24 protein-coding genes are annotated in these 24,697 nt (G+C 43.2%); 13 read left to right on the forward strand and 11 right to left on the reverse strand.

Going from position 1 to position 24,697, the window contains the following annotated elements; genetic code table 11:
- Window positions 1–13: 13 nt before the first annotated feature.
- Window positions 14–4,117: a hypothetical protein gene (locus SBG41_RS01510; RefSeq protein ID WP_317895781.1), complete on the reverse strand. Its 4,104-nt coding sequence runs from the start codon at window positions 4,115–4,117 to the stop codon at window positions 14–16.
- Window positions 4,118–4,281: 164 nt separating this feature from the next.
- Here SBG41_RS01510 and SBG41_RS01515 point away from each other — a divergent pair, with 164 nt between their 5' ends.
- The 3 genes from SBG41_RS01515 to SBG41_RS01525 all read left to right on the forward strand — a co-directional run bounded on the left by SBG41_RS01515 (window position 4,282) and on the right by SBG41_RS01525 (window position 7,423).
- The gene (locus tag SBG41_RS01515) at window positions 4,282–6,258 is read left to right on the forward strand and encodes a hypothetical protein (protein WP_317895782.1); all 1,977 of its coding nucleotides are present in this window, start codon (window positions 4,282–4,284) and stop codon (window positions 6,256–6,258) included.
- Between the two features lie 77 nt (window positions 6,259–6,335).
- Window positions 6,336–6,929 carry a hypothetical protein gene (locus tag SBG41_RS01520; RefSeq protein WP_317895783.1) on the forward strand — a complete coding sequence of 198 codons (594 nt, stop codon included), beginning with the start codon at window positions 6,336–6,338 and terminating at the stop codon, window positions 6,927–6,929.
- 5 nt (window positions 6,930–6,934) lie between these two features.
- Window positions 6,935–7,423, forward strand: coding sequence for a hypothetical protein (locus SBG41_RS01525; RefSeq protein ID WP_317895784.1), 489 nt, complete (start codon window positions 6,935–6,937; stop codon window positions 7,421–7,423).
- A gap of 27 nt (window positions 7,424–7,450) precedes the next feature.
- On the opposite strand, the gene SBG41_RS01530 is transcribed toward SBG41_RS01525, so the two are convergent.
- Window positions 7,451–7,699 (reverse strand): Lrp/AsnC family transcriptional regulator, encoded by a 249-nt coding sequence (locus tag SBG41_RS01530; RefSeq protein ID WP_317895785.1) that lies wholly within the window; start codon window positions 7,697–7,699, stop codon window positions 7,451–7,453.
- Between the two features lie 254 nt (window positions 7,700–7,953).
- Between SBG41_RS01530 and SBG41_RS01535 the strand changes: the two genes are divergently transcribed.
- Window positions 7,954–8,265: a helix-turn-helix domain-containing protein gene (locus SBG41_RS01535; protein WP_317895786.1), complete on the forward strand. Its 312-nt coding sequence runs from the start codon at window positions 7,954–7,956 to the stop codon at window positions 8,263–8,265.
- Between the two features lie 149 nt (window positions 8,266–8,414).
- Here SBG41_RS01535 and rimI read toward each other — a convergent pair whose 3' ends face one another.
- Window positions 8,415–8,903, reverse strand: coding sequence for a ribosomal protein S18-alanine N-acetyltransferase (rimI, locus tag SBG41_RS01540; protein WP_317895787.1), 489 nt, complete (start codon window positions 8,901–8,903; stop codon window positions 8,415–8,417).
- A 167-nt stretch (window positions 8,904–9,070) separates the two neighbouring features.
- On the opposite strand from rimI, the gene SBG41_RS01545 reads away from it, so the two are divergent.
- From SBG41_RS01545 to SBG41_RS01555, 3 genes are all read left to right on the forward strand, one after another.
- On the forward strand, window positions 9,071–9,628 hold the full coding sequence (locus tag SBG41_RS01545) for an ATP:cob(I)alamin adenosyltransferase (protein ID WP_317895788.1): 558 nt from the start codon (window positions 9,071–9,073) through the stop codon (window positions 9,626–9,628).
- Window positions 9,629–9,828: 200 nt separating this feature from the next.
- Window positions 9,829–10,434 (forward strand): hypothetical protein, encoded by a 606-nt coding sequence (locus SBG41_RS01550; RefSeq protein WP_317895789.1) that lies wholly within the window; start codon window positions 9,829–9,831, stop codon window positions 10,432–10,434.
- A gap of 26 nt (window positions 10,435–10,460) precedes the next feature.
- Window positions 10,461–11,006: a hypothetical protein gene (locus tag SBG41_RS01555; protein ID WP_317895790.1), complete on the forward strand. Its 546-nt coding sequence runs from the start codon at window positions 10,461–10,463 to the stop codon at window positions 11,004–11,006.
- A gap of 30 nt (window positions 11,007–11,036) precedes the next feature.
- Here SBG41_RS01555 and SBG41_RS01560 read toward each other — a convergent pair whose 3' ends face one another.
- The 4 genes from SBG41_RS01560 to SBG41_RS01575 all read right to left on the reverse strand — a co-directional run bounded on the left by SBG41_RS01560 (window position 11,037) and on the right by SBG41_RS01575 (window position 16,510).
- Window positions 11,037–12,362, reverse strand: coding sequence for an MgtC/SapB family protein (locus SBG41_RS01560; protein WP_317895791.1), 1,326 nt, complete (start codon window positions 12,360–12,362; stop codon window positions 11,037–11,039).
- Window positions 12,363–12,581: 219 nt separating this feature from the next.
- Window positions 12,582–12,851 carry a DNA-binding protein gene (locus SBG41_RS01565; protein ID WP_317895792.1) on the reverse strand — a complete coding sequence of 90 codons (270 nt, stop codon included), beginning with the start codon at window positions 12,849–12,851 and terminating at the stop codon, window positions 12,582–12,584.
- Between the two features lie 54 nt (window positions 12,852–12,905).
- Entirely contained in the window at window positions 12,906–13,433 is a 528-nt protein-coding gene (locus tag SBG41_RS01570; RefSeq protein WP_317895793.1) for a hypothetical protein, read from the reverse strand.
- 221 nt (window positions 13,434–13,654) lie between these two features.
- Window positions 13,655–16,510: a DEAD/DEAH box helicase gene (locus SBG41_RS01575; RefSeq protein WP_317895794.1), complete on the reverse strand. Its 2,856-nt coding sequence runs from the start codon at window positions 16,508–16,510 to the stop codon at window positions 13,655–13,657.
- A 189-nt stretch (window positions 16,511–16,699) separates the two neighbouring features.
- Here SBG41_RS01575 and SBG41_RS01580 point away from each other — a divergent pair, with 189 nt between their 5' ends.
- Complete coding sequence (locus SBG41_RS01580; RefSeq protein ID WP_317895795.1) at window positions 16,700–16,939, forward strand: hypothetical protein; 240 nt, start codon at window positions 16,700–16,702, stop codon at window positions 16,937–16,939.
- A gap of 18 nt (window positions 16,940–16,957) precedes the next feature.
- Here SBG41_RS01580 and SBG41_RS01585 read toward each other — a convergent pair whose 3' ends face one another.
- On the reverse strand, window positions 16,958–17,161 hold the full coding sequence (locus SBG41_RS01585; protein WP_317895796.1) for a hypothetical protein: 204 nt from the start codon (window positions 17,159–17,161) through the stop codon (window positions 16,958–16,960).
- Window positions 17,162–17,402: 241 nt separating this feature from the next.
- Here SBG41_RS01585 and SBG41_RS01590 point away from each other — a divergent pair, with 241 nt between their 5' ends.
- Together SBG41_RS01590 and SBG41_RS01595 are read left to right on the forward strand one after the other, a co-directional pair.
- The gene (locus SBG41_RS01590; RefSeq protein ID WP_317895797.1) at window positions 17,403–17,645 is read left to right on the forward strand and encodes a hypothetical protein; all 243 of its coding nucleotides are present in this window, start codon (window positions 17,403–17,405) and stop codon (window positions 17,643–17,645) included.
- Window positions 17,590–17,979 (forward strand): hypothetical protein, encoded by a 390-nt coding sequence (locus SBG41_RS01595; protein ID WP_317895798.1) that lies wholly within the window; start codon window positions 17,590–17,592, stop codon window positions 17,977–17,979. The genes SBG41_RS01590 and SBG41_RS01595 overlap by 56 nt, the downstream gene beginning before the upstream one ends.
- Here SBG41_RS01595 and SBG41_RS01600 read toward each other — a convergent pair.
- A complete protein-coding gene (locus SBG41_RS01600) occupies window positions 17,972–18,487 on the reverse strand; it encodes an HIT family protein (RefSeq protein WP_317895799.1) in 516 nt (171 codons plus the stop codon). The two genes, SBG41_RS01595 and SBG41_RS01600, sit on opposite strands and share 8 nt — an antisense overlap.
- A gap of 16 nt (window positions 18,488–18,503) precedes the next feature.
- Window positions 18,504–19,205, reverse strand: coding sequence for an A24 family peptidase C-terminal domain-containing protein (locus SBG41_RS01605; RefSeq protein ID WP_317895800.1), 702 nt, complete (start codon window positions 19,203–19,205; stop codon window positions 18,504–18,506).
- Window positions 19,206–19,228: 23 nt separating this feature from the next.
- On the opposite strand from SBG41_RS01605, the gene SBG41_RS01610 reads away from it, so the two are divergent.
- Entirely contained in the window at window positions 19,229–19,633 is a 405-nt protein-coding gene (locus tag SBG41_RS01610) for a hypothetical protein (protein WP_317895801.1), read from the forward strand.
- 13 nt (window positions 19,634–19,646) lie between these two features.
- On the opposite strand, the gene radA is transcribed toward SBG41_RS01610, so the two are convergent.
- Window positions 19,647–20,618 carry a DNA repair and recombination protein RadA gene (gene radA / locus SBG41_RS01615; protein WP_317895802.1) on the reverse strand — a complete coding sequence of 324 codons (972 nt, stop codon included), beginning with the start codon at window positions 20,616–20,618 and terminating at the stop codon, window positions 19,647–19,649.
- A 174-nt stretch (window positions 20,619–20,792) separates the two neighbouring features.
- Here radA and SBG41_RS01620 point away from each other — a divergent pair, with 174 nt between their 5' ends.
- Window positions 20,793–22,667, forward strand: a complete 1,875-nt coding sequence (locus SBG41_RS01620; RefSeq protein WP_397470761.1) for a threonine--tRNA ligase — start codon at window positions 20,793–20,795, stop codon at window positions 22,665–22,667.
- A 184-nt stretch (window positions 22,668–22,851) separates the two neighbouring features.
- A complete protein-coding gene (gene glmS / locus SBG41_RS01625) occupies window positions 22,852–24,693 on the forward strand; it encodes a glutamine--fructose-6-phosphate transaminase (isomerizing) (RefSeq protein ID WP_317895803.1) in 1,842 nt (613 codons plus the stop codon).
- Window positions 24,694–24,697: the final 4 nt, after the last annotated feature.

Raw genomic sequence — 24,697 nt, forward strand, 5'->3', positions numbered from 1 at the left:
ACTTTTACTTGTTTTACTGGGAAACTATTGTTATTGTTGTCTCGGCTGCTGGCAATGATGATAGCGGTTTCATTGATTCTAGGTTGTCAACCACGTAGAACTTCAATGTGTAGGTTCCGGGTGACAGTGTTGATGTTATGCCTGCTGGTATTGATAGTGTTACCTCTGCTTTGCCGCCAGTAGTTGCCGTTATTGTCGCGTAGTCGAACCACCAGTAGTAGCCATTCTCGTCTACTACATACATTACTACTGTGAGCTTGCCTCCAGCGTATACTGATGCTGCTACTGGGTCGTATGTTACCGGTACCTTGACGTTTACTATGCTACCCTGCTTTACCACGTTGGTTACCTCTATCTCGCCAGTAGGTGTTAGTACTGTTAGTGCCACCTTTGTTGCATTGATGCTTGCTGTCTGTGTCGCATTTATAGCAACAATTCCGACCTTGGCAACAGCATTAGCAATTCCTTTATAGGTCACATTGATTATTGAACCGCTTGGAGCGACGATGTAGTTGTCTTTAGGTAGTCCTAGTGATCCGCAGAATAGCTGCACTGCTGGTGTAGCATACTTTACGACTGGTATTGGTACGCCTTCAACCGTCTCGTTCTCATATTCTATGAATGTTAGGTTGCCGATACTATAGAACTTTGACACATTGTTGCCTATCCTTACGGATAGGTCAAAGTACTTGTCGAATGGCATCGGCTCGTAGTTCTCGCTTGTTACGTTGATCCAGTCTAAGAGGTCCATGTCATAGACTACTATTCTTATTACATCGCCTGCTTGTCCTGTTCTTGGACAGAAGCAGTTATAGCTTGTCTTTTCTTCGTCTGTCAGTGCATCAACTATTTTGACTTTGGGCTCCTCATAGTATACTTTGACTGTCGCTACTACTTGTGATGCGCCAGCTAGTGCTGAGCAGCCACTTATTGTACATGACACTGCTGGATCCTGGTATATGATCTCTATCGTCTTACCCTTCAAGTAAGATAAGTTGACGTCAAGTATCTGTGCTATCTGAGCAAGCGTTATGTTTCCAACGAACACGCCAGTTGAGTTTGCCAGCTTATAGCTGGTCATGACTGTTATATTTGTTGAATTGTCTAGTGGTACTTGAGTTATATTTAGTTTTGCTTCATCTAGCACGAAGCTAGATGGTAATGGCTTCACGATATCGCCAACCTTGATGAGCAAGTGGTTGCCGCTTATAGTATCTGGGTTAGTGCTATTCTTGTTTCTGTCTGCGTCACGTATTACTATTAGGATCGTTGTATTTCCAGAAGCTGGCACAACCTTATTGGTTACATCGACATAACCATTCCAGTCTAGCTGCGGCATTGTGTAGTATAGTTCTATGCTACCCTTCTCAGGTTTTACGAAGATGTTGTTTACTATTAGTGGCTTATCTCCTACTTGTAGCTGTGTTTCGTCAGAGCCGCTTGGTATGTACTTGCTTCCGAAGTAGAGTAGCCAGTCTAGTGGGTTCTTATTGTTATTCGCATATTCTTGCTTGAGCAGGGTCATTGCTTGTTGTTGTATTGTTGTGTCCTTCGGTGTAGGATCGACGTATCTTATGCAGAGTGTGCCGCACACATTAGCGTAGCCTTCGTCGAGCACGAATTCGCCTTCGAAGATGCTGCTGTTTGGCGCTACCTCGTGCAACGGTATTACATGCGGCTCTGGCGGTGTGATTAGTGCGCCTGTTGTTGGACAGCACTGTCCTACTACTATATAGGTTGTATCGTTTATGCGGTTATCAAGGTTTGCGTCGGGATCATATACTCTTATCTTAACCTTAGTTCCAAATGTCGCTGATCCGCTTGGTGTTATCTCAACTGTTGCTTGCTCTAGCTTAAATGTTACTTCCTTGCTCACTGACTTCGATGATGGGCTGTTGTAGGTTATAACGAGTTTTGCTCCGTCTAGCCATGGTGATGGGCATCCGGCTATTGTCTCGTCACCTACCTTTGAGTATATTAGTATCTTTCCGGTAAATACGCCAGTATCTGGTCCGGTTTCTGTAAGGTCTGTTGCCTTTATGTAGCATGTACCTACTGTTGTGTTGTCTGATAACTTGAGTTGTACTTTTAGTATACTTGTATTGCTTGTAAGTATCATTGTGTCTGTTCCGACCAACTTTACTAGTTTTAGTGTAATGTTGCTGCTCTTTATTGTATCTATTTCGCAGCAGTTCGTGTTGGAGGCATTGTCGTATACTGCTACGTGTATTACCTGCGCGGTACCGTTTACGTAACCATAATCATAGTTGTTGACGTTTGTTGTTGGCGAATATACTCTGCCAGCTACTGGTAGGGTGTCACGGTCTAGCTTCATGTCTACTGGTGATAGTGTTACGTTGAATACGTGGTCCTTTGGCTCTAGGTCTGGTGTGAATATGTCGCGGTATATTATCATTATCTTTTCTGGCTCGTAGCCGCTTCCTCTCAGGGTTGCTACTGCGCCTGTCCAGTTGAGGTAGTCTAGTGGCAGTACTGCTTTGACTGTGTCACCTTCCTTGTAGAATTCTAGTATAAAGTCTTTGACCGATGTGAGGTTGACTACCATTTCTTTTCCTTTATTGTTTGCTCCAACCATGTATACTGATAGGCCTAGGGCGGGTACCTTCTGGCCTCCTGCTACAGTGTAGTTGGCTATTATTTCGCTCATGTTTGTCCCGGTGCTTATTCTTGTTGCAGCAATTACTGTGCCGTCATCTACGTCGAATAGCAGGTCTGCATCCTTTATCTTAATGGTGAGTGTTTGTACTGGGCAGCATTTCTGCGGGACGCGTAGTGTCAGCGAGTCTGGTTCAACCGTTATGCTTCCTTCATGGTACTGTAGCTCTATTGTTCTCTGTGTTGTACAGTTGCAGGGGCCGCTGCAGCTGTCTATTCGTAACTCGGTGGTGTTGAGTGTTATCGTGTTGATTGTCTCATTGAAAGCCTTACCGTACAAGGGTAGTATGCTTATGTCGTCACTCTCGAAGACTCCGGTGTTTGGCCCTGTTTCTACTAGCGTTACATTCATGACAGCTATGCTTTCATCGTCCTTGCTGAGTATTTTCACTTGATACGTGTAGTTTTCCTTTGCAAGGGAGTTGAGGTTCGCATCAGCATCCTCTACGGTTATCTTGAAGCTCTCGTCTGTTAATGATAGTGCTGATGGTATATCCCACTGTGCTATGCTTACGAAGAAGCGTATGGGTGCTTCTGCAGCCACATTCAGTGAAGTACTCGACGTTACATCTTCAACTATTTTGGCGCTCACCGTGAGAGAGGAGCCTGGCTGCTGGACTGCTGTAAAGTCATTGCCAATAATGTACCATGGTGTGGTCTTGTTGGATGCGTTGCCTAGGAATTCTAGAAACGCTGTCACGTTATCATTATCGATTATTAGGTTCTTGCCAGTTGCATTAAATATGAACGTTCCATTTGCCACCACATTGCCGAATGCATCCGTTATGTTCATCTCAACCTTGTATTGGTGACCGCTGACAGCGCCTGGATAAACTATTACCCATTCATACACGTTGTAATGCTGGAGTGCTGCACTGCATGCTGCGCCGCCAGGGCATAGTCTTGGTATCCAGTAAGCACTGCCGAACCAGCGGCCCTGGACTACTAGGTTTGCAGTCTTATAGAAGATTATTTCTTCCGAGACACCGCCGTAGGTTATTACTACTTTCTGACCGTTCTCGGTTAGCTCGCCGTCTAATAGCTTTGACTTGGGCGAGGGAGCAACGCTGTCCACATTTGTAGTGTTTACGAGTACGCGGACCTTACCACCTATGGTGACGAATGATAGGTATGCTATGTATGTTACATTGACACATGCGCCGTAGACCGTCTCATAGGCGCTTCTGTTAAGGACTACTGTGTTGCTTACACCGTTGACTGATATGTTTACTGTGATGTTGGTCTGAGTACAGTCAGCTGTGTCCAGTGTTACGTTTGCCTGTATGACTGACCCTGGGCTAGCTGTCGTGGAGTTGACAGATATCGTTACTCCGCTCGTCTCTGCCTTTGCTTCTTGTATTGGAAGGAGAGGTGTTATCGGTGCTAGTATTGGTAGGAGGAAGACAGCTATTATGAGCATGTTCAAGAGTCTCGACTGCATATGGGACTCACCTAGTCTTACCTTATACTCTTTGGCCGTGTACTGTGCTGTGTATTGGAGAGGGTTTTTGGGGTATACGGTAACAAGTGTATACACTTGCATACAGAATAGATTCAGTACACCGCCTTGGAGTTATTTTATATTTCCTCTTTTTCTAGGGCAGTATGCGAGGTATTGAGGGGGCCATCGGAGGACTTATTCTTGGGCTCTTGCTTCTAGGCTTTATAGCTATACTATATTCGGAAATGAATAAAGCCATGCTTGTAGGGAGAGAAATCACTAGAATAGCTTACAAGGCAAAGCCACGCAAAATCGTCTTGGAGCCCCTAGCGGCGAATTGTATAGGCGATGTCCTTCCCGTAAAGCTTCTCGCTAGTGGGTTTAGCGGATATGGCGCACACGTTCTAGTATACGATATTAACGGCTCTCTCTACACGGAAAATACGCTTATTAATGATTCGGCAACTATTAGAATACCTTGTTCGAAGAACGTAGTGATAGTACTTGTTAGTGATGAATTTTTCCAACTCTATAGCTTTGACTATGATCCTACGAAACCTTGTCTGAGCGGCTTTCTCGTTAATGGGTCAGCGCTTCTTGGCGGGAATTATTGCTTAGAAGAGACCTATTCGAGCCCAGAGTTTTTGGGCCTTCAACCTGTATGGGTAAGAGGTATAATCTCTAATAATGAGGAAGCAGATTACGTGCTTACACTATATGGGGCTCTTCCATGTCTTGTCATCAATATGAGTGAGACTAGTGCAACACCTCTAGGTACTAGGCCTGCATATATTTTTCACTATGCCCCCGGCTTACTCAATATAACTGCTTATAAGGGCCGAGATGATGTCTTTATTTATCCAAAGTATTGTAAGCCTGGAATAGGCTGCTACTATGTAGAACGTAGAGGAGATTTCTTTAATAAGCTTGTGGATGTTATCCAGCTCGAGTACGAGGATGCCGAACTAAGCATTGCAAGGCCTGGATGGCTATATTTGAGGGATTATAGAGCTATAGTGAATTATCCATACTATGGCCATTTTATGGCGTTGAACAGATACTATTACACATTTATTGAGTCGAATATTACAAAAATGTTCTTTACTTTTCATGCATGGGAAGAGGAGCGAGACCGAAGCGGCTTTCTCGTCTGGAAGACAGAACTGTTTCCATCTTTGCGTAAAATTGTCTCAGTAAGAACTATTGATGCAATACTGATTCCTCTACTCGTTTCCAAGTATTCGAAGCCTCTAACAATAAGCTTTGCCGTACTGCCAGCATCTTATAGTATTAGCGGCGAGAAGTACGAGCTAACCATCTTTGGAGACAAATTTATCTATGGAAAATATGGTCCATATAGCATACCTTCGTTTAATGTTGGTCTACACTTGTTTCTAGTACCTTTAACTGAGTTGAGGCTCACAGGTATACCCGTTCCTATAGAGCTTAGCGGGTTTGTTCAGTGCAGTGGTGCTGCTCCCGCAGTATACCACGAGGTCCTTGTACCTCGGACACCTATTTCACCGAATGCACCATATATTCTTAGCCGCTTAGTCACCATAGATCCAGGCACTATCTTTAAATACGCTGATCTAGTAGATGAGAAAGCAATACTTGTGCTGGAAATAGTGCTTGATACAAAAGATTATACTGTTCCCATTGACACCGCTGATTCTTGTTTTGGCTCTGGTGATATAAAAACATGTCCGTTTGGGGGCCTGGGAGTTGCCTTAATCGGTGGCTTAGAGGCATATATCCATTTGTCGATTCTCCCAGGGATAGCGTACAAGGCAGATAGTTCATACTTGTTGCTCGTAACGAATGAGACAACAAGTGCTAGTAGCGCCATAGGAGTAGAGAAAGTCCTGCCCCCAAGCAGCCTTAATACTCAGTTAAAGCTAGCTAAGCCTGGTAGCTACGCTATTGCCTCATATAACATAGATTTTGAGGCGGAAGCGGGCCCTATTATGTGTAAGGGGTGCAAAATTGTGCCAATGTATAAGGACTACGTAGTGATTAAGGGGGGCACCGTTCTAGCCGGTACTAGGGGCACTGTAGGCCTGGATGCATGTAGCTCGGCTGAAAGCCTAGTAGAAAGAGTCCTACGTTTAGGGCCCAAGGCTCTTACCGAGATAAGCTAAAGTATGTCTTATGCTAGTGCGAAAACTGGACTAGGAGACAGCCAAGGAAACCATTACTTATATGCGAGGAGGCCTTAATGAAAGGGCCTAAGAAGCTAATCGTTGTCCCGGAGCCTATACTTGAGGAACTTATGTCCATAGCTAAAAAGAGCGGGCTAACTATTTCTGAGCTCACGGCTCTCATACTCGCACACGCGGCTAGGATACTTAAGGGTAGAGAAAACATAACCGCTGTCTTTAAGGACACGGTCGTAATGCATGACCTTAAAAGGCTTGGAGCAGTAATGGTATCTTCAGAAGCATTTATCTCGCTACTAAACGGTAATAATGATGAAGAATATTTCAAAGATTTTGTAGAAAAAGCTAAATCATTTGCCAAGACAGCAACACTCTACCTTAAAGCCCACGGTATTGAAGTTGAGCCCAAGGATATTGTTTCCTTATTTGTGCCTTCAGCTATGGTTGATAGTATTGAGGATGATAGGAACATGAAGCTAATAATATCTTTCAATAACCCTGGCACGGGGCTGGAAAAACTAATAGAATACGCGAAAGATATTGCGACAACTGTAATTACTACATGGGGTTATAACGTACGAAGCATTGACTCACTTGAGTCAATAGTAGTTATAGAGTTCGAGAAAAAGAGGAAGGAATCTGAGGAGGCATAAGGAGCTTGAAGCGAAAACCCATAATGCTTGACGCACCTCTTGTTGATGAACTAAAAAAAGTAGCGAATAAACATGGAATGACGCTCTCCTCTTATATGCGGAGCTTGATTTCTAACACAATAGAGGCCGAAAATAAAGGCGTGTTCGCGCCTCTAGCTATTAGAAAGGCTATACTCGTATCTAGGCTTCGAAGTGCTGGCCTATTATTGCTGCCTCTATCCCTGCTTAAAAATTGTAAAAGTGACGGGGACAATGCTTTTGAGGAGGGGAAACGGATAGGCCTCTTTCTAAGAAGTATCAATATCCCATTAGAGGAAGCAATTGATCTCTTTATAGAGAACATTAAGATTGCTATCCGTGAGGATAATAGGGTTATCCTTATTGCATCATCGGATCTAGAGAAAATATTCATTGAATTTTTAAGAGGAGTTGCATCCTCTTATGATGTAAATGTACGAAGTGAGGGCGATCTACTCGTAATAGAGTTTGACTAAAAATAGATTATATAAGGCATTTCGCTCTTATGCAGCAATAAGAGTTATTGTCCTAAGTATGCCTGGAAGGGATCTTATCATTGTGACTGCTTTGTCTATTTTTCTCAAGCTGTCAGAAATTATTCTTACAACTATATCGTATTCGCCATAGACCACACTCGGCTCAACCTCGACTCCGATATCCTTTGCTATCTCCTTTATCTTTTCAATAATCTCATATTCTTTTCCGACTTCTGCCACAATGAGAAGATAGGCGAGCACTCTTTCCTCTCCCATTCTTCACACCCGTAACACGCGTACGTAGTACTAATCGACGGCGAAAAATGGAAAGATCGCCTTCTGATTTTATGTGATACGCTTATTTTAAAATTTTCCCGCAAAGTGTCACCGTCAAAACCCTTATTGGCAGACGCAATGCTTCATAAGCCTCGAAACAATTATAATATGCAATATATCACAACCCCGGATATGCAAGGGAGCCGAATGTTGAAAAGCCCCTCCTAGAAAGAAGGCGTTGGGGGAGGCAGGGTATGCCCTCAGTTGATGAATGCCTTGAAATAGTCGAAAAGATGTATAAAGACGGCGCACCAGTTAAGGAAATTGCAAAAAGATGCGGTAATAGCATGAGCACAGTATATAAGGCACTTGACCGGCTAGAAGCATTAGGCAGAATAAAGAGAAGGAGAGGCCACTACAGCAAACATCGACGACTAAGCGAAGAAGAACTTGAACAAATAAAGCAGCTATACATGCAAGGTGCAAGCATATACGAGATCGCGAGAAGGCTAAACAGACCAGAATCAACCGTATACTATGCCTTAAAGAGACTAGGACTCAAATAAGCCAACAAGGATCTCAATGACACCGTGTTGCTCAACACTATTGCCACTATTTGTAACTTTTTAGCCACGACAATATTCTAAAATTATTTAAATTAACGAAACTAGACTATTAGCAATACTTCATAGCAATCACATTTTGAGAACTAAGGCTAAAGCTCGCGAGCCATTAGGTACGCGTCCTCGCCGTCAAGATAGTACATGGGTATTATACGTACCTTGCGGAAACCAAGGCGCTCATAGAGGCGTATAGCTGGTTCATTAGACACTCTGACCTCAAGATATACTTCTCTGCAATCATAAACCTCCTTCAACGCCTTTAAGGCGTACTCCATCAAGCTCCTACCTATTCCCCTACGCCGGTATTGCTCTAAAACCGCTATAGATACTATGTGGCCTTTTTTAACAAAGGTTCCCTCTACGACAAAGGGCGCACCATATTCTACTCTGGACATTACATAGCCGACGACTTTGCCGTCAACCTCTGCCACAAAGAATGCTTCTCCCCATCTCTCTAGATGTTCTTCGAAGAACCACTCTGGATAATTCTCGGGCAAAGAAACCTTGTTTATATACATGACTGTCGGTATGTCCTCCTTGCGAGCCTTTCTAATAATATAGCCGGGTTTGTCTGTAGTCACAGCTACCGAGTCGCCCTCCTTCCTTTAGCTATTTGTTTACCCGCATAATGAGCTTCTAGCGGGGTGCATCTTATATATCACCTTCATGTGGAAAAGGCGCTAACACTATTTTTCAGAGCTACCCGAGATAATATTGCAAAACGCGGACTAGAGAGGAAGACTACATAATGAGTAGTAAGTTTAAGCCGGTACTGGGAACCGGGGACGACGGTTATACTTACTGTATTATTACTCGCAAAAGAGTGCCAAAGACACATAGTTGCATAGAGTTTGTTGGAGCACTTGATGAAGCAGAGGCTTCACTGGGCTTTGCGCAAAGCCTGCTCGAAAACCTTGTGCCACAGCTGAAGGAGGAAGTAAAGATTCTTGAATTAGCGCAGGTGGCATTGTTTCGCATAGGCTTCTACCTCGCTGGAAAACAGTGCCTTAACAACAACATTATCGAGCAAATTGAGAAATATATTAAAAAGCTTTCATCGGAGGCTGGCTTCTCCTTTGTATTGAATGGAGGACACCCAGCCGCTGCCGCAACCTCCTTAGCGAGGACAAGTATCAGGCGTGCAGAGAGAGCTTTCTGGCGGTGCATAAACGATGCAAACATTAGGGACAACAAGATAGACGTGATAGCAAAACTACTAAATAGGCTAAGTGACTTAGCATACCTTCTACAATTGCGAATAAATAGAAGAACCGGTAGAGAAACTTCAACAATTAAATGCCAGTAAGAAAGGCCTCCTGGCCGGCGTGCCGCTCATAGCCATAGGGGCTCGCAATACCCGCTTAGGTTCATCGGCCAGGCTGCACTCATGCATATTCTTTATCTAGCCTGGCCTGTATAAGTATTTTAAACCATGGGCCCCTGTGAAGAACGATGGGCGGCCAGACCATAACGGAATGAGGATACATTGTAGCGCGGAGGGGCACGTTGCTCTTCATAGCCTCATGTGGCCCAAGTATAACAGTTAACGGAATAATGAACATACTAAAGACCTATAATATTGGTAAAGAAGTTGACGCGGTATTCATTATAGGCGGAATTTCTATCAATAGAATCAATGAACTAAAGTCGCTGGGCGTAAAAGTATACTCCATTACAAGCCGCTATGACGACCACTATATAGCTGATGTGCTTAGAGAAAACACCATTTTCGTTGAGAGCACAGTACTCTATATTGGTAGCGACTTTTACGTAGTAGGTATAGGTGGAAGAGAACCACTGGCGAATATTAGAGCTGTAACGAGAATCATAGAACAGCTTCCACGCAATAAGGGATTAATAATGCTTAGCTACTATCCTCCAAGGAAAATATGCGACAAAACTATCCTTGGAGGTAGGAAGGGACTCCAGGAACTTAGTTTATTCACTCAAATACACAATCCCTTAATCATTATATCGTGCGAGTCAGGGCCCGGCTTGCTCCAATACAACGAAAAAACGGTAATTTGTCTTGGAACCCCCCGGGACAAGTGCTACGCGCTTGTCGAGATAGGGAAGAAAAAGAACAAGCCCATTCTAGCCTGTCTAGGATAGAAGAGTTCTCCGCAAGGGTGAACGTTTTGTCAACTATAATAGACTTATTCAGAAAGACGCTTAGAGATAAGTCAGAGGAACATAGAGAGAAACTTGTACAAGAATTCTTAAAAGATATTAATACGAATCTATTAGAATTATCCAGATTTATCGGAGGAGAGTTCTTTCCTGACACAGTCATTGCCTCAACTGCCGCTGAGAACGTTATAGCAGCACTCGCTACCAAGGTATCCAGGAAGCAAGACAAAGAACGAGAAACAATACTTAAGATAATAGCACCTTCAGAACCTATTGAGGGCTGGAGGCCCCTTCAAGTTCTACTCGAAGAACTTAGTTTCGAAAATTACGTAACAGTTATTAGAACAAGGTTTACACCCTCGTCAAGTTTTACCGCGAAGAAAGTTGTCTCAAGAATCTCTAGGGTTGCAAAAGGTGCTTCTCCTAAAATTGTTGATGTAACCGACGCAAACCCATTAGTGGTAGCAGGCCTATGCTCTGGTGGAGTTAGGCGATTTGTAATACTTGTTGACATCGGATATGCTGCTGTTTATCAGCACTTCAGCTGTGCTTAATTAGCTATCGTTTTTAATTATTTAAAGATTCTACATGATGATTACGATGAGCCCCGGGACAAGTAGTATCGCTTGCAATAAGCATGCAACTAAGATGTTCTTGATTACCGCTTTCTCAGAAGCAACGAGGTAGCCATAGAGAAGCTTGTTTATAATACTTGTTGCCGTGGCTATTATTGCCAAGAATACTATCGTCTTAGTACCTAGCCCTTGTAGAGCAGTTAATGCTAGTATAGTTGCGCTGCTCGAGACAAAACCACCTACAGCAACTACAAGAGCTAAGCTTGCAGACCCGCTGCTTCTCAAAAAGTAGGAAGTGAATACCATTACCAGATAGAACAGCGTCATCTTTAATGCAGTGCTAAAGCGGAGTGGGTTCTCTATGCGTGCTATAGGCCTTGTTCTTAGCCTCAAAAGGCGCTGCCATGAAAAGAGTACAGGAAGTGACGACAAGGAAAATGAGATAAAAAGCGCGAGAAGCGCGCCTGGATCGATACGCCCTCCGGCAGCTAAGTACACGACTATGAGAGCTATTACTCCGTTTCGTAGAATCATCGCAGTATTTGTGAGTACTGTTATGTCGAAAGCGATAGCTTTGCGAAGCTCGCTTGAAGCGAGGGAGAGAAGCGCAGAAAACGTTGCCTCACTGTTGGCTATGCCGCCGAACAGCGCAGCGTAAGCGAACCCTTCGCTTCCCTTAATTTTGGCAGCTATATAGCCTATGTAGGAAGTGAGTAGAACAAGTACAAAGAATAAATAGATATTGCGTAGACTTATGCCATAGAACTGATAGCTTGAGCCGAGAAAGAATGGGCCAATAACCATCAATATGACGCCTAGCTCTAACGCCCATAATAGTTCTTCGTAGCTTATCTTGCCAACAAATCTTTCAGCAGGGAGCTTTATAGCTAATACAAATGCAGTCAGTACAGCCATGCTAGCAGCCACTAACTCATACCCCATACCTGCAAGCAAGCCCAGCAAAAAGTCAAGCATCATAACGACTACAGTCGTTATTCCAGCTATACGCGCTACAAGCAACCTATATGCTGCGAAGACGGAAACTACTGCTACAAATGCGAAAATTAAGAGAGAAGACTCTATATCAGTTATAATCGACTCTACAGTTAAATACCCTATAAGAGCGCCATAAACTGAAAGAAGGCTAAACGTGCGAAGACCCGGGAACTCTTTTACAACGATCTCTTCTACACCTAGATGTGAGCGTTTTTTACGCTTCGCCAATGCCGCTATACGTGCTTTTTCTCGCTCAATACCAATGAGCATGCCGCCTAACAATGCTACTATAATTCTTTCTAAGATAGTGATGCTGGTAGATGCTTCCATTGTAATCATCCTAGTTCACTTCCACTTTAAGGGGCGGATACCTTACTGCAAGGAGACTACACTGTTTCAACTGATATTCGCTACCTGTTATCAAAGATGTTAAAGTCTACGTACTAAGGATTTTTGTTAAATAGTTTATAAACCTATATTAGGGCTTCTCGAGGAAACTACGTGATATCCTAGACCATAAACTTGTATATACGCAAAGAGGTGGAGCTAATATAGGCTTTAGATAATCTTTCTTCGGACATGTATCTCTATTACTGGTATAAGCTTTCTACCTCTTTCAATACTGTCAATATTTATTTTCACTATTTCTACACCATCCTGGAGTCTCTGAGCCAATGCATTATAGACGTCAACAGCTTTGCTTATGTTTGAACCTTGACCTCTAATTACAACTTCGTCGTATCCCTCATTGAAGAGTAGAATTGCTGCAAGAACATAGTCCATTACGCGTTTTTTCCCTACTACAACAACATTCTCGGCAGCTGCCATGTCCTCCACCTCTTTTCTTACTACCGCATCTGCTTACACTTAGTATAAGGATAATTAACCGTTTCCATTCGCTGAGCCTATAACTCTATTGAATTCTTGAAAACATTTAGATGCCTTATCTACTATTTTTTCAATATTTTCAGATAATGCGTCAAAGCTACATAGGCTAAAGGGAGCACTAGCAGGGTCTACATTCTCACCCCTCCTACAATACTTTAATAAAACGTGTCTTCCTCGAATCTCGCCAAGGATCGAGCCTTCGCCACATACCCAATAAAACAATACAACCCTGCCTGCCCTTGCAAGACGTGCTTTTATCGAGCGCAGATTCTTCTCAGTAATTTTTCGCCGCAAGGAAGCTTTTACTTCTAGCACGGCTGCCGTAGCGTACTGGCGTATAATCATTAACAGGAAGCCGAGCTCCACTATAGGTGCACGTAGCACTAGTCTCCTTGTTAGCTCGTCATGGTCAACTATCTCGATCGACCGGCCACTCTCTCTTATACTCGCAAGTAGGCTTGCCATAGACTTTTCTTGTTTTACCGTCATCGTTACCGTAATAAACGTGAAGATTTTGCTCAAACTCCATTACCTCAGCCGGGGATAACGTCTTCATCCCTGCCTTGGGCTAGTAAGAATGCTGTCAAGGGTCTAGTGACGGGCGAGTGCTCATCACGTACCACATGTTTTGGAGATAAAAAGTAGAGGCGCTCTGAAACACGGACCCTCATCATTCTTTTTATCAGGGTCGCGGCGGTCTTCACCGCGCCGCCGATCCCTATTATATTGCCGTCATAGCGAGGCTATACTAATAGATTTGTTGCTTCTATTTTCTGCGTTATAGCTGCTGCGTTAAGTAGCAGAAGTGGCGCTATATGCTTGGGCACAAGCTGGTACTTTATCGGTTTTCCTTCGTAGTAGCTTGCTAGCGGAGTTACTTTCATCTCATATATCTCGTCGAAAGGTATGCGCTGAGTAATCGTACTAGGCCTCTCTATAACATCTCTTATATTTGCTACTATGTGCACTAAACTTCCCGATTCATTCTTTATAAGCATCAAGTATAAGGCGTCCTTATTTGGCGGATTGAACGATGATGAGAACTCCTCAGACCTAGCTATTTTTTCGGCGTCCTCTACAAGCGCCCAGCGCTCCTCACCCGTATCAACATCTATGAAGCTAAAGACTCGGTGCTTTGCGCTAGGTGCCTTCATTGAACGTAGAGCTGATTCAACAACGTTCTCTGGTAGACCAAGCGCCTCTGATATTTCATCTATGGTGAATGCCATACCACGGAGTATTTCAGCTATAAGATCCTCAACATTACCTATCCATGGCTTCTCCGGCGCTTCTTTAGCCAAGGTACGGGCATATATGCTTGCACGGCTCACATTCATTTTGACCTTTATTTTGCCTAGCTTTAGTTTCTCTACAATGCTCCATGCGTCTTCCGGTGCAAAGTAATTATCAATGGTTTGCCTTATCGCTTCCTTATAGACTATTAGATCGTTGGGGGTGAGTTTTCTCGTGATACCGAACACTAGCTGAATATTGTGTACTGTTTCAATGAAGAAGTGAGAACGTTCTGCTGCCTCCCGTACTCTTTCAAAGAACTCTTGCTTTTCAAGCGATGCCAGGAATCTAAGAGGATCAAAGCTTAGAATTCTTGATGGAATTGCGAATCCATAATGGGTTACCTTCGTATATGCTTCGGAATGATCTCGATACATTTCCAGCATTACCAGGTATGCAAGGGTCCTTACAACATTTTCTTGCGCTAAGATCATGTATGCTACTTCGTCCGACATTTGTTCAACTACTATAGTATCCGAGCTTGGATGCGGATACTTATACTTCTTGACCTCATCTTCTAGCTCCTTAATTGCCTTCTTGGCGGCATCAGTTAACTTTATTTTCTCTGTGAGCCTTATGCCACCATTGTGAAGTTCCCTAAGTACATTTTCTAATTCTTTAACAACCAGGCTTGAAACTATAGGCCCCTGTCCTTTCCAGAACGGAACAGTTGCTGTCATTGTAGGTGCTTCGGTTATCGTTACCTTGTTATTATGCTCATCTATGTCTACTACTTGCCAGTTCTTGCCGCCGAGCCTAAGCACTTGCCCGACACGCAGAAGCCTCATAACATATTCTGCATCAAGCTCGCCTATAGTCTTACCATCGATGGTTTTTACCATATATGCCTTCTTCTCACCTATAGTTGTAAAGAACTCTGAGAAGTTATGGACCCACCAACTGTACTTACTCAGTTCACCGGCATCGAAGCGCCATATCCTATAGAACTGAGAACCTGGCGATAATTTGTTATCACCGTTTATCTTTATCATCTTATTCTCGATTAGATATCTTACAAGTATATCGAATTCTTCACGACTTAGCCCCTCAAAGTACTTTACATTTTTGATAATCTCGTAAGCCTCGTCGATACTATACATACCAGAGAGAGCCATGCCAATGACGGCCCGCGCTACCATATCAAGCGGCTTAGAAAGAATCTTAGGTGGCTCGACTTCGCCTCTTACAGCGAGGCGAGCCTCCGCAAGCGCCTCAAGCAATTCAACCTTGTCGGTTGCAATAATTACACCTTTCACAACACCATCAACCTCGTGGCCGCTTCTACCGAGCCTCTGGATAAGTGATGCGACAGAGCCAGCAGGCCTGAACAAGATTACCTTCTTCACCGAGCCAATGTCTATCCCAAGCTCAAGCGTCTTTGTAGCTATTATCATCTTGACTTTTCCTTCTTTGGCGAGCTTCTCTATTCTCTGTCTTTCCTCGCCGTATATAGACGCGTGGTGTATTACAACGTCACTTATTCCCTTCTTTTCTATTTCTTCGTGAAGCTTTTCAGCAACATGCTTAGAGTTCACAAACACGAGCGTAAGGGGCTCCATGTGCATGAGGAGCTTCTCCGCTGCATGTTTCCAAAACTTAGTGCTTGGCGCATCAACATAGTCAACTAATATTTCTATTTCTTTTCGCTTATCAACCGTTACTATGCTAACTGGTCTCCTTGAGCTCCCTCTAAATGTTTCAGCTATTATCTCGGGCTTTCCTATTGTTGCTGATATCAAGACTAGTTGAAAGTCGCCGGCGAGCTTTCTAAATCTCTCAAGTAGTACAGCTAGTTGAACGCCGCGCTTGGAGGATACTATCTCGTGTACCTCGTCAACAATAACCCATTTCAAATTCTTATAGTGGACTCTGAAGCGGGATGCCCAGTCAAGATCTATTTCGAGGCTTTCGGGCGTAGTTATCAGTATATGAGGTATCTTTCTTAGTCTTCTGGCTCTTTCCGAATGGGATACGTCACCATGCTTTCTTGCCACGACGAAACCAAGTTGGTTAGCCCACCAACTTATTCTCTCATACAAATCATTTATCAGAGCCCGGAGAGGAGTAATATAGAGAACCGATACTGGCTCCGGTTTCTCTTCAACCATTTTGGATAATATGGGTAGTAGTGCAGCTTCTGTTTTACCGTAACCAGTTGGAGCAACAATTACTACATTATCTCCTCTAAGTATGGGTAGCATCGCCTTTTCTTGGATTTCGGTTAGTGATTGCCAGCCACGCTTCTCTATGAGCTCAACTACCTTCGGGTGTAGTATGTTCACAGCGCTCCCCCTTGTCGCAACCATGCAGGCTTCACCTTTCCTAGCTTCTTGACTGCCTACCATAGTGGGAAACATTAATCCTTGGCAACCCAAATTCCAAATACTTGCTTCTGTAAGTCTTGGGTACCCCTAGGGTAACCCTAGCACCCTTACACCCCTTTACGCAATAGGTTAATATAACTTAGGGCCAAAGCCACGTGAGTGGAGACAAAAATGCCTGCGAGAAAGCGCTATCAATGTATAGTGTGTGGTCGTTATTTTCCAGAGGGACAAGGAATAGTTATTAAAAGGGCAGGTATCGAGTTAGCATTTCATAGTAAAAATTGTTTAGCAAAATTCTTTAGAGTATTTATAGAACATCTTGATGAAGCGGAGTTTAAGAAAGCTGCACGAGAGACTATAAAAGAATTTGAAGAAATTCTGAAGAGAAAACAGACAGCTAAAATAATATAATAATTCAAAAATATAGTACTACTTCTTAAATATTTCGGTAACAAGTTTATCTAGCTCAAGCTCCTTAACCATCTGCATAGCCTTCTTGAGTGCCTCGTCCTCGTTCTCTGCTGAGACATTTATGTATAGACTAGTTCCCTTTATCCGGAAGCGAAATCTTTTCTCGCCTAAAAGTTCATATTTTTCTACAAGCTCAAGGCTAAATCCGCTATTATTTGACATGGTACTTCCCAAGGCAAGCTACAATGATGAAGAACTCAATAAGTATTTCTCCCGATAGACAACTTTTCAAAAATAAATATAGGAACAATCGCTATGGATTTAGTGATAAAAGATACCTTATAAAGTATCATGAATTAGGCAGTTTTTCTAGCTAATGTCACTGCTATCTTGAGTAGTAAGGATATTACTTAGAGCTTATCGTGTAAAAAGCCTAGTGAGAGCTAAAGAGGAGGGTAGAAGCATGCAGGAGAAGAAAAATCTAGAGGAATTACTGGTTAGAGTCCTAAGCAAGAGCGGAGAGAAAGGTGCCACCTTTAGCGAGATCTACGCTTCTATGAAGTCGCTATACCCTGATATACGGAAAATAGAGGTCAGGGAGTTATTATCTATACTGGTAAGAGATGGAGTTATAGAGAGGGTTCCAGACTATGAGCGTAAACGCATGGTTTTCAGGATCAAGACAAAACATGGAGAGGAGTCTTGAAAATATTGTCAAAAAAGCTCTAGAGCTGCTCTCTGAGACATACAGCGATTTAACAATGATAGAGTCAGCTATAATTAGTGGAAGGCTTGAGGATGATTTGGCTAGGCTGCGTGATATTCTTAGCATGCTAGCAAGAAGTGGTATCTCACAAGCAATGGCTTATACGAATAGAGCCGAGCTTCTAACTGAATATGCGAAGGCCCTTCGAGTTCGTGTATTGAGGCTTGGTACACGAGGCCTAAGTGACGCGAGGGACGAGATTATTAGGAATCTAAACGACATTGAAAACTTTCTAAGACGCATTGCATCGTCACTTAATATTGATGTTAAATAACATCTTGAGCCAGTTTTATGAATACTGGTTTGAGCATCTTGTAGGTTTCTCTAACGTCTTGTGAAATAACTTTTACGCCGCCGATTACGGGCATGAAATTTACATCACCATTCCACCGGGGAACGATGTGTATATGGACATGTTTGTCTATTCCAGCTCCCGCAACCCTACCTATGTTTATTCCGATGTTGAAACCGTGAGGATTTAGTACCTCTTTTAAGGCCTTAATAGAGAGCTTGATTAGCTTAAACATTTCCAAGGCTTCGTCATCACTTAGTTCATGGACACTAGAGACATGACGGTATGGAACAACCATTACGTGACCAGTGTTATACGGATATAGGTTCATTATTACATAGCTCTTTTTGCCCCGATAAAGAATAAGGGCCTCTTCATCACTTTTTCTGGGTGCGTCACAGAATACACATGTTTTTTCTTTTCCCTCCGAGATTGACTTAATATATGTAAATCTCCAAGGAGCGAAAAGTAGGTTGATATTGGGCTCCATTGGGGCCCCCGTCGTACTAGTAGAAAATACTATCGCCTATAAGAAGTGCGATTACATACGCTATTGTTATTATTGGCACTCCCGGAAGACCGTACGTAACCCAGACTATGTCGTCACGCTTTAGGCATCCACTCTCTATGGCTTGTCTGACTTTTCTGGATATGTCTGGAGGATCGAGATATATGTCAAATGATAACGAGTACTTTCCGCAAAGGTTTAAGGGATACCACCACCCAGGATTCCTTACTACGTCTATTGCTTTTCGCGGCCTTGCCATAAGTAGATAGAGCAGTCTGTACTTAGGCGGCAGTTTTGAAAGGTATTTTCTATATTTTATTATATTTATAACGAAATTTGTTAACATAAATATTGTTACAAGTATAACATAATATACAAGCGTAAGTAAGGGGGGTGGCAGGACTCTGGAAGGTGGAACAGGAGTTGGAGCTGAAACACAAATAATCGCTATGGCTGCAACATCGCCCCATCCAAGAAGCTTCATGTACGCTATTACGCTGATAATAACGAGTATAAATATGTCAAATATAACATACACAGCTAGAACTCGTCTGTCAAGGCCAAAGCCCTCGATAAGTCTTAGCAACCCTAACAATAATATAGAGGAAGCCACCAGCTTGGGTGGAAGCTCTCTAAACTTGATATCGTATACCGATAATACTGCTAACACCATAGCTGCTAAAATTGATGCTATATTCAACGCTTTCCCTGGGTAGAAGAACTGTGGAAGAAGCTATTAAGAAAGTATTGAGTCACTACAATGAGAGTTGCTTGATTATTAAGCATGGTTCGGCACTGAACCTTCCGTATGAGACCAGGGATCCCAATAGCTTTCAGAAACTTGTCGCCAAGTTGCTTTACGTTGTAAAATGCAATGAAAAGATATACAAAATTCTATTCTTTAAAACAAAGGGCTTGAGAGAGAAGGTCTATGCTTGCAAAGGAGTTAATATAAGAGTATTCTTTAAACAAATACGTGTAAGGGATCATCTTAGCGATCTAGAGCTTAGATTACAACAACCCGTATTGGCCATAGATCAGTGCAAGGTTCCTCTAGCCTGGAAAAAGTCGCGATTTATTCTAAGCGTACAGGATGTTGAAGCATGCGAAAAATGTAGCCCCATATAGCAGAGAGCTAGGCTTAGTCCTCTGGATCTGCTATTCCGTAATCAGTAATAACGAATACAGCTTCTCCTTCCGGTAAGTGAGGAGCGTCTATTACTCTTGCTATTCTCTTATTACCTCTGCTTTTTCTTAATTGTACACGTACACCTGGAGCATGGCCTAAGACGTGCCCTCCTACTGCTTGCGTGGGGTCACCATAGAATACATCTGGCCGTGCCATTACTTGATTAGTTATCACTACTGCAAGATCATATACCTCGGCTAACCGTGCAAGTTGGTGCAAGTGACGGTTCAGTTTCTGTTGCCGTGGTGCTAGGTTCTCTCTCCCAGGATACTCGGCTCTGAAGTGGCTCGTGACCGAGTCCACTATTACAAGTTTTATATTCTCTTTCGGCACAAGATTGAAGAGTTCGTCCACAATTGCCATCTGGTGATCACTGTTAATTGCTCGGATGTAGTATATGTTAGCCATGACTTGATCCGGGTCAAGACCCCACCTTTTTGCCATATTTTCTATTCTTTCCCAGCGGAATGTGCCCTCAGTATCTATATATACTGCCTTAGCTACGTTGTCGGAAGTGCTTAGCCCTCCTTTCTCCTGAGGAAGCTGCACGTTTACTGCGAGTTGGTGACATATCTGTGTCTTACCGCTGCCGAATTCGCCGAAGAATTCAGTTATTATTCTTGTCTCAATACCTCCCCCTAGGAGATCATCTAGGTTCCGACTACCGGTCGTTATCTTTCTAGCTGTGAGTCTTTCTTTCTTTATTTCTAGCGCGGTTTTGAACCTAATGTCAAGAGCTTCTCTTGCCGCCTTTATTATCCGCTGTGCAGTTGTCAGCGGTATGCCTGCTGCAGCGCTTAGCTCCTGTGGAGTTGCCACCGCTATTGCTTCAAGCGTGCCATAACCAGCTTCTATGAGCTTGTTAGCAGTAGCCGGTCCTACGCCTGGTAGGTCGGTTATTGAGCGGATTTCTTTTTTGCTCATACCTTTCTGTCCCGTGAAGAGACTGGCCAGTAGTACCCTTATATACTGCTCTTTACCTGGCCGAAACTATTCAATGAATTAAGTGACTGAGGCGTAAGCTTTATCCTTATATTCCCCTTTAACTGCCTTCTAGTGCTAGGCATCATTACTAAGCCCAGTCAATGGTGCTTGATCTTGAAGGTGTTACTCATCCATGCCAAAGAGTTCTACTATAGAGCACGTTCTAAAGCAATCTCTGATGCCGAGCCACTGAGTGAAGCTCCAGAATCGCTCCACCTCTCAAATGCCCTAATAGCATTTACAACAGTAGAAGACGTTGACGCACAAGCACCTAAAGATGTGGCAAAAAAAGCCGCACTGGATATTGACGAGCTTGCACGGCAATTAAAGGTTGAAAATGTTCTTATATACCCTTACGCGCATCTCTCCAGCAAGCTCGCACCACCTCACATTGCGCTGAATGTACTCAAATTACTCCAAGATGAGCTCGAGGCTATTAGTGAGCGGGCGTACAATGTGTATAGAGCGCCTTTTGGCTGGTACAAGGAGTTTAAAGTACACTGCCTTGGACACCCCTTGTCAGAGCTTTCAAGATCATATACTCCTCAGGCAATAGTGAGGCCAAAGGTGGAGAAAAGATACTATATATTGACTCCGGAGGGCGAAGTTTACGACCCACAAGACTATCTGAGCAGAGCTAGCAAGGAGCTACAAATACTCATAGAGAAGGAGGCCTTAGGTAAGGAGATTGGCGAGGTTAAGAACCCGGTTAATGAGGTCTGTTCAAAGTTTGGTTTTGAATGGGAACCTATGGGAGATTATGGCCATATGCGTTACGAGCCTCATGCATCTCTAATAGTGGACGCGGTATCTGAATACGCATGGGCACTTGCGAGAAGCCTTGGAATACCGGTGCTTAAAGTACGTGGAACAAACATGTTTGATCTAGCATCAAAGCCTGTTTACGAGCACGCACAGCTATATGGAGACCGCTTATACGAGCTATGGACCGATAGAAAGCACCTTGTCCTAAGATACGCTGCTTGTCATCAACAATTTGCAATGCTAAAAGACTATGTCCTTAGCTACAAGGACTTACCCCTAGGAATGTTTGAGGTCGCAGACAGTTACAGGCTCGAGCAAAGCGGTGAAGTAACTCTTTGCTTTAGGCTGAGAAGGTTTTACATGCCAGACCTGCATATCTTAACAAAAGACATTGAAGAAGCTGTAAAGATTAGCGAAAAATTACAAGAAGTCATACACAGAGAAGCAAGGAAACTTGGACAAGAATACTATGCTGTATACAATGTTACGGAAGACTTCTGGGAGCAAAAACGTGACATGCTCTTAGAACTTATAAGAAGGGATGGGAAGCCGGCACTCATAACCCTGTACCCTGCCGGCATATACTACTGGGTAGTCAATGTAGAGTATCACATAATCGATTCAGCTGGTAGGCCTAGAGAAATAGCAACTTACCAATTTGATATAGGTAATGCAAAACGCTTTGGAATAAAATATGTTGACGAAAACAACGAAGAAAGATATCCGGTCATAATTCATACTGCGTTAATAGGTTCCGTTGAGCGCTACATCTACATGGTATTCGACTCTGCGATCAAGGCGGAGAAACGAGGAGAGACACCCTACATACCAACATGGCTTTCTCCTATCCAGGTTAGGCTAATACCCCTTAACCCGAAGGAAAATGAGCAAATGAGCTATGCAGAAAAGGTTGCAGACCTTCTTGAAGAAAACATGATTCGCGTAGATATAGATGATAGGGATATAAGCCTTGGGCGACGCATACGCGATGCTGCACGTGAATGGATTCCCTATATCGCAGTAATCGGTGAAAGAGAGCTAAAAACAGGCACGCTAAATGTTACAATACGAAAGACTAACGATAGAATTACAATGAAGCCCGAAGACCTTGTTCAGAAGCTACTTGAAGAAATTAAGGGCTATCCACGTGCCCAGCCAACACTTCCGCGATATGTATCAAAAAGACCGAGCCTAGTATACTTAGAAAAGAAAATTGCTGTCTAAGAAACTGAACTTAACAATTATCGCGACTCAGAGCGCTGAAGGCCGCTCATTCTTTGCTCGCAACAGGGGTTCATTCATCATCGTCGCGCGAAACGAGTCTTTTTCAGCCCTAGTATAGATATACATCACCCAAAGATACTATAATTAATTCGTCACAAACACCATTATCTAGGGGCATACACAAATGTGCGGAATCGTCGGAGTAACTGCCGATCCGGATCAGATACCTACAGTGACACCAATGCTTATTCAAGGCCTTAAAAGACTAGAGTACAGAGGCTACGATAGTGCTGGCTTCGCTATAATAGAGTGTGGCTCAACCGAGCTGAAAATTTTCAAAGACAAGGGCAAAATAGATGAAGTAGTATCTAAATATGGGGTTTCGAAGTTTTGTGCCGTTTCCGGGATAGCACATACACGCTGGGCTACACATGGCGAGCCTAATAGGGATAATGCGCATCCGCATACTGATTGCAAGCAGAAGATTGCCGTAGTGCATAATGGGATTATAAAGAACTTTGCAGAACTACGGGAATGGCTAGAAAGTAATGGACACGTGTTTAAAAGTGAGACCGATACTGAGGTAGTAGCGCATCTATTAGAACACTTTGTTTCTAAAGGATTATCTATGCTTGATAGCCTAAGAAGAGCATTATCAATGATTGAGGGGGCCTATGCATTAGCAATAGTGTACCGTGAAGAGCCTTCTAGAATATATTTTGCCAGAAATGTGAGTCCTCTCCTGATAGGAGTAGGACTTGGGTTTAACATGGTTTCAAGCGATATTCCTTCAATGCTTCAATATACTCGAAAAGTAATTGTCTTAGAAGACGGCGAATACGGCTACATAGAACCCTATAAAGTATATATCGAAAAAGAGGGCAGACTAGTTGACTGGCGAAGGCGCGTTGTAACAATAATGTGGAGCCTTGAGGATGCTGAGAAGGGTGGTTATCCGCACTACATGTTAAAAGAGATCATGGAACAACCACGTGCATTATACGAAACGTATACTGGGCTTCGTTCAAGTGCAGAGATAAGTGATGCTGCCGAGTTGATAGCTAGCTCTGATAAAATCTTCATTACAGGAGCTGGGACAAGTTTTCACGCAGCACTTGTTTTCGCATATTATCTAGCGAGGTTTGCAAAGCGAGCCGTTATGCCATTCATTGCCAGCGAATATATTACCTATAGTGGACTTGCTGAAAGAGATTCTGTGCTTATAGTTGTTAGCCAGAGCGGTGAAACGATTGATAGCTTACAAGCACTCCGAGCGTTTAAAAGAAATGGTTCAAAAATTATAGCAGTATCAAACGTGATCGGTAGCACTATTCCTAGAGAGTCTAACATTGCAGTATATACTAGAGCTGGCCCCGAAATAGGCGTAGCTGCAACCAAGACGTTCCTAACACAAGTATTAGCATTAACCGCACTTGCACTAAGAACGGCAAATTTGGAGGGGAGCCTAAATGACAGCGAATATGCAGAATATTTTGATAGATTAGCGAACGCTAGTAAAGTAGCTGCACAAGCTATACAGAGTGCATCAAAAACAATAGAACGACTTGCTGTTAAACTAAAGGAGAGTAAAAGTATGTATATTCTTGGCCGTGGACTCGGCGTGCCTTTAGCCTATGAAGGTGCTTTAAAAATAAAAGAGGTAAGCTATATTCACGCAGAGGCTTATCCAGCAGGAGAGAGCAAACATGGACCCATCGCTCTTATAGAGCCTGGTTTTCCGGTTATATTTCTTGGTACACCTCCAGTAGGCGAACTCCACGAGAAAATCCAGGGAAATGTAATGGAGATGAAAGCTAGAGGGGCTGCAACAATACTCTTAGCAGTTAAGGGATACGAGGGAGTAAAGGGAGTCGATGTCCTCATAAATGTTGGCGAGGCTGATGAAATCTTAGCACCGTATGCCCTAATGCCGCCTTTACAATTATTAGCATATAGGCTGGCAACTGCGCTTGGAAGAGACCCTGATAAGCCGAGAAACCTTGCAAAAACAGTTACAGTTGAATAACCCG

Source organism: Pyrofollis japonicus (genome assembly GCF_033097485.1).
Lineage (GTDB): Archaea > Thermoproteota > Thermoprotei_A > Sulfolobales > Pyrodictiaceae > Pyrofollis > Pyrofollis japonicus.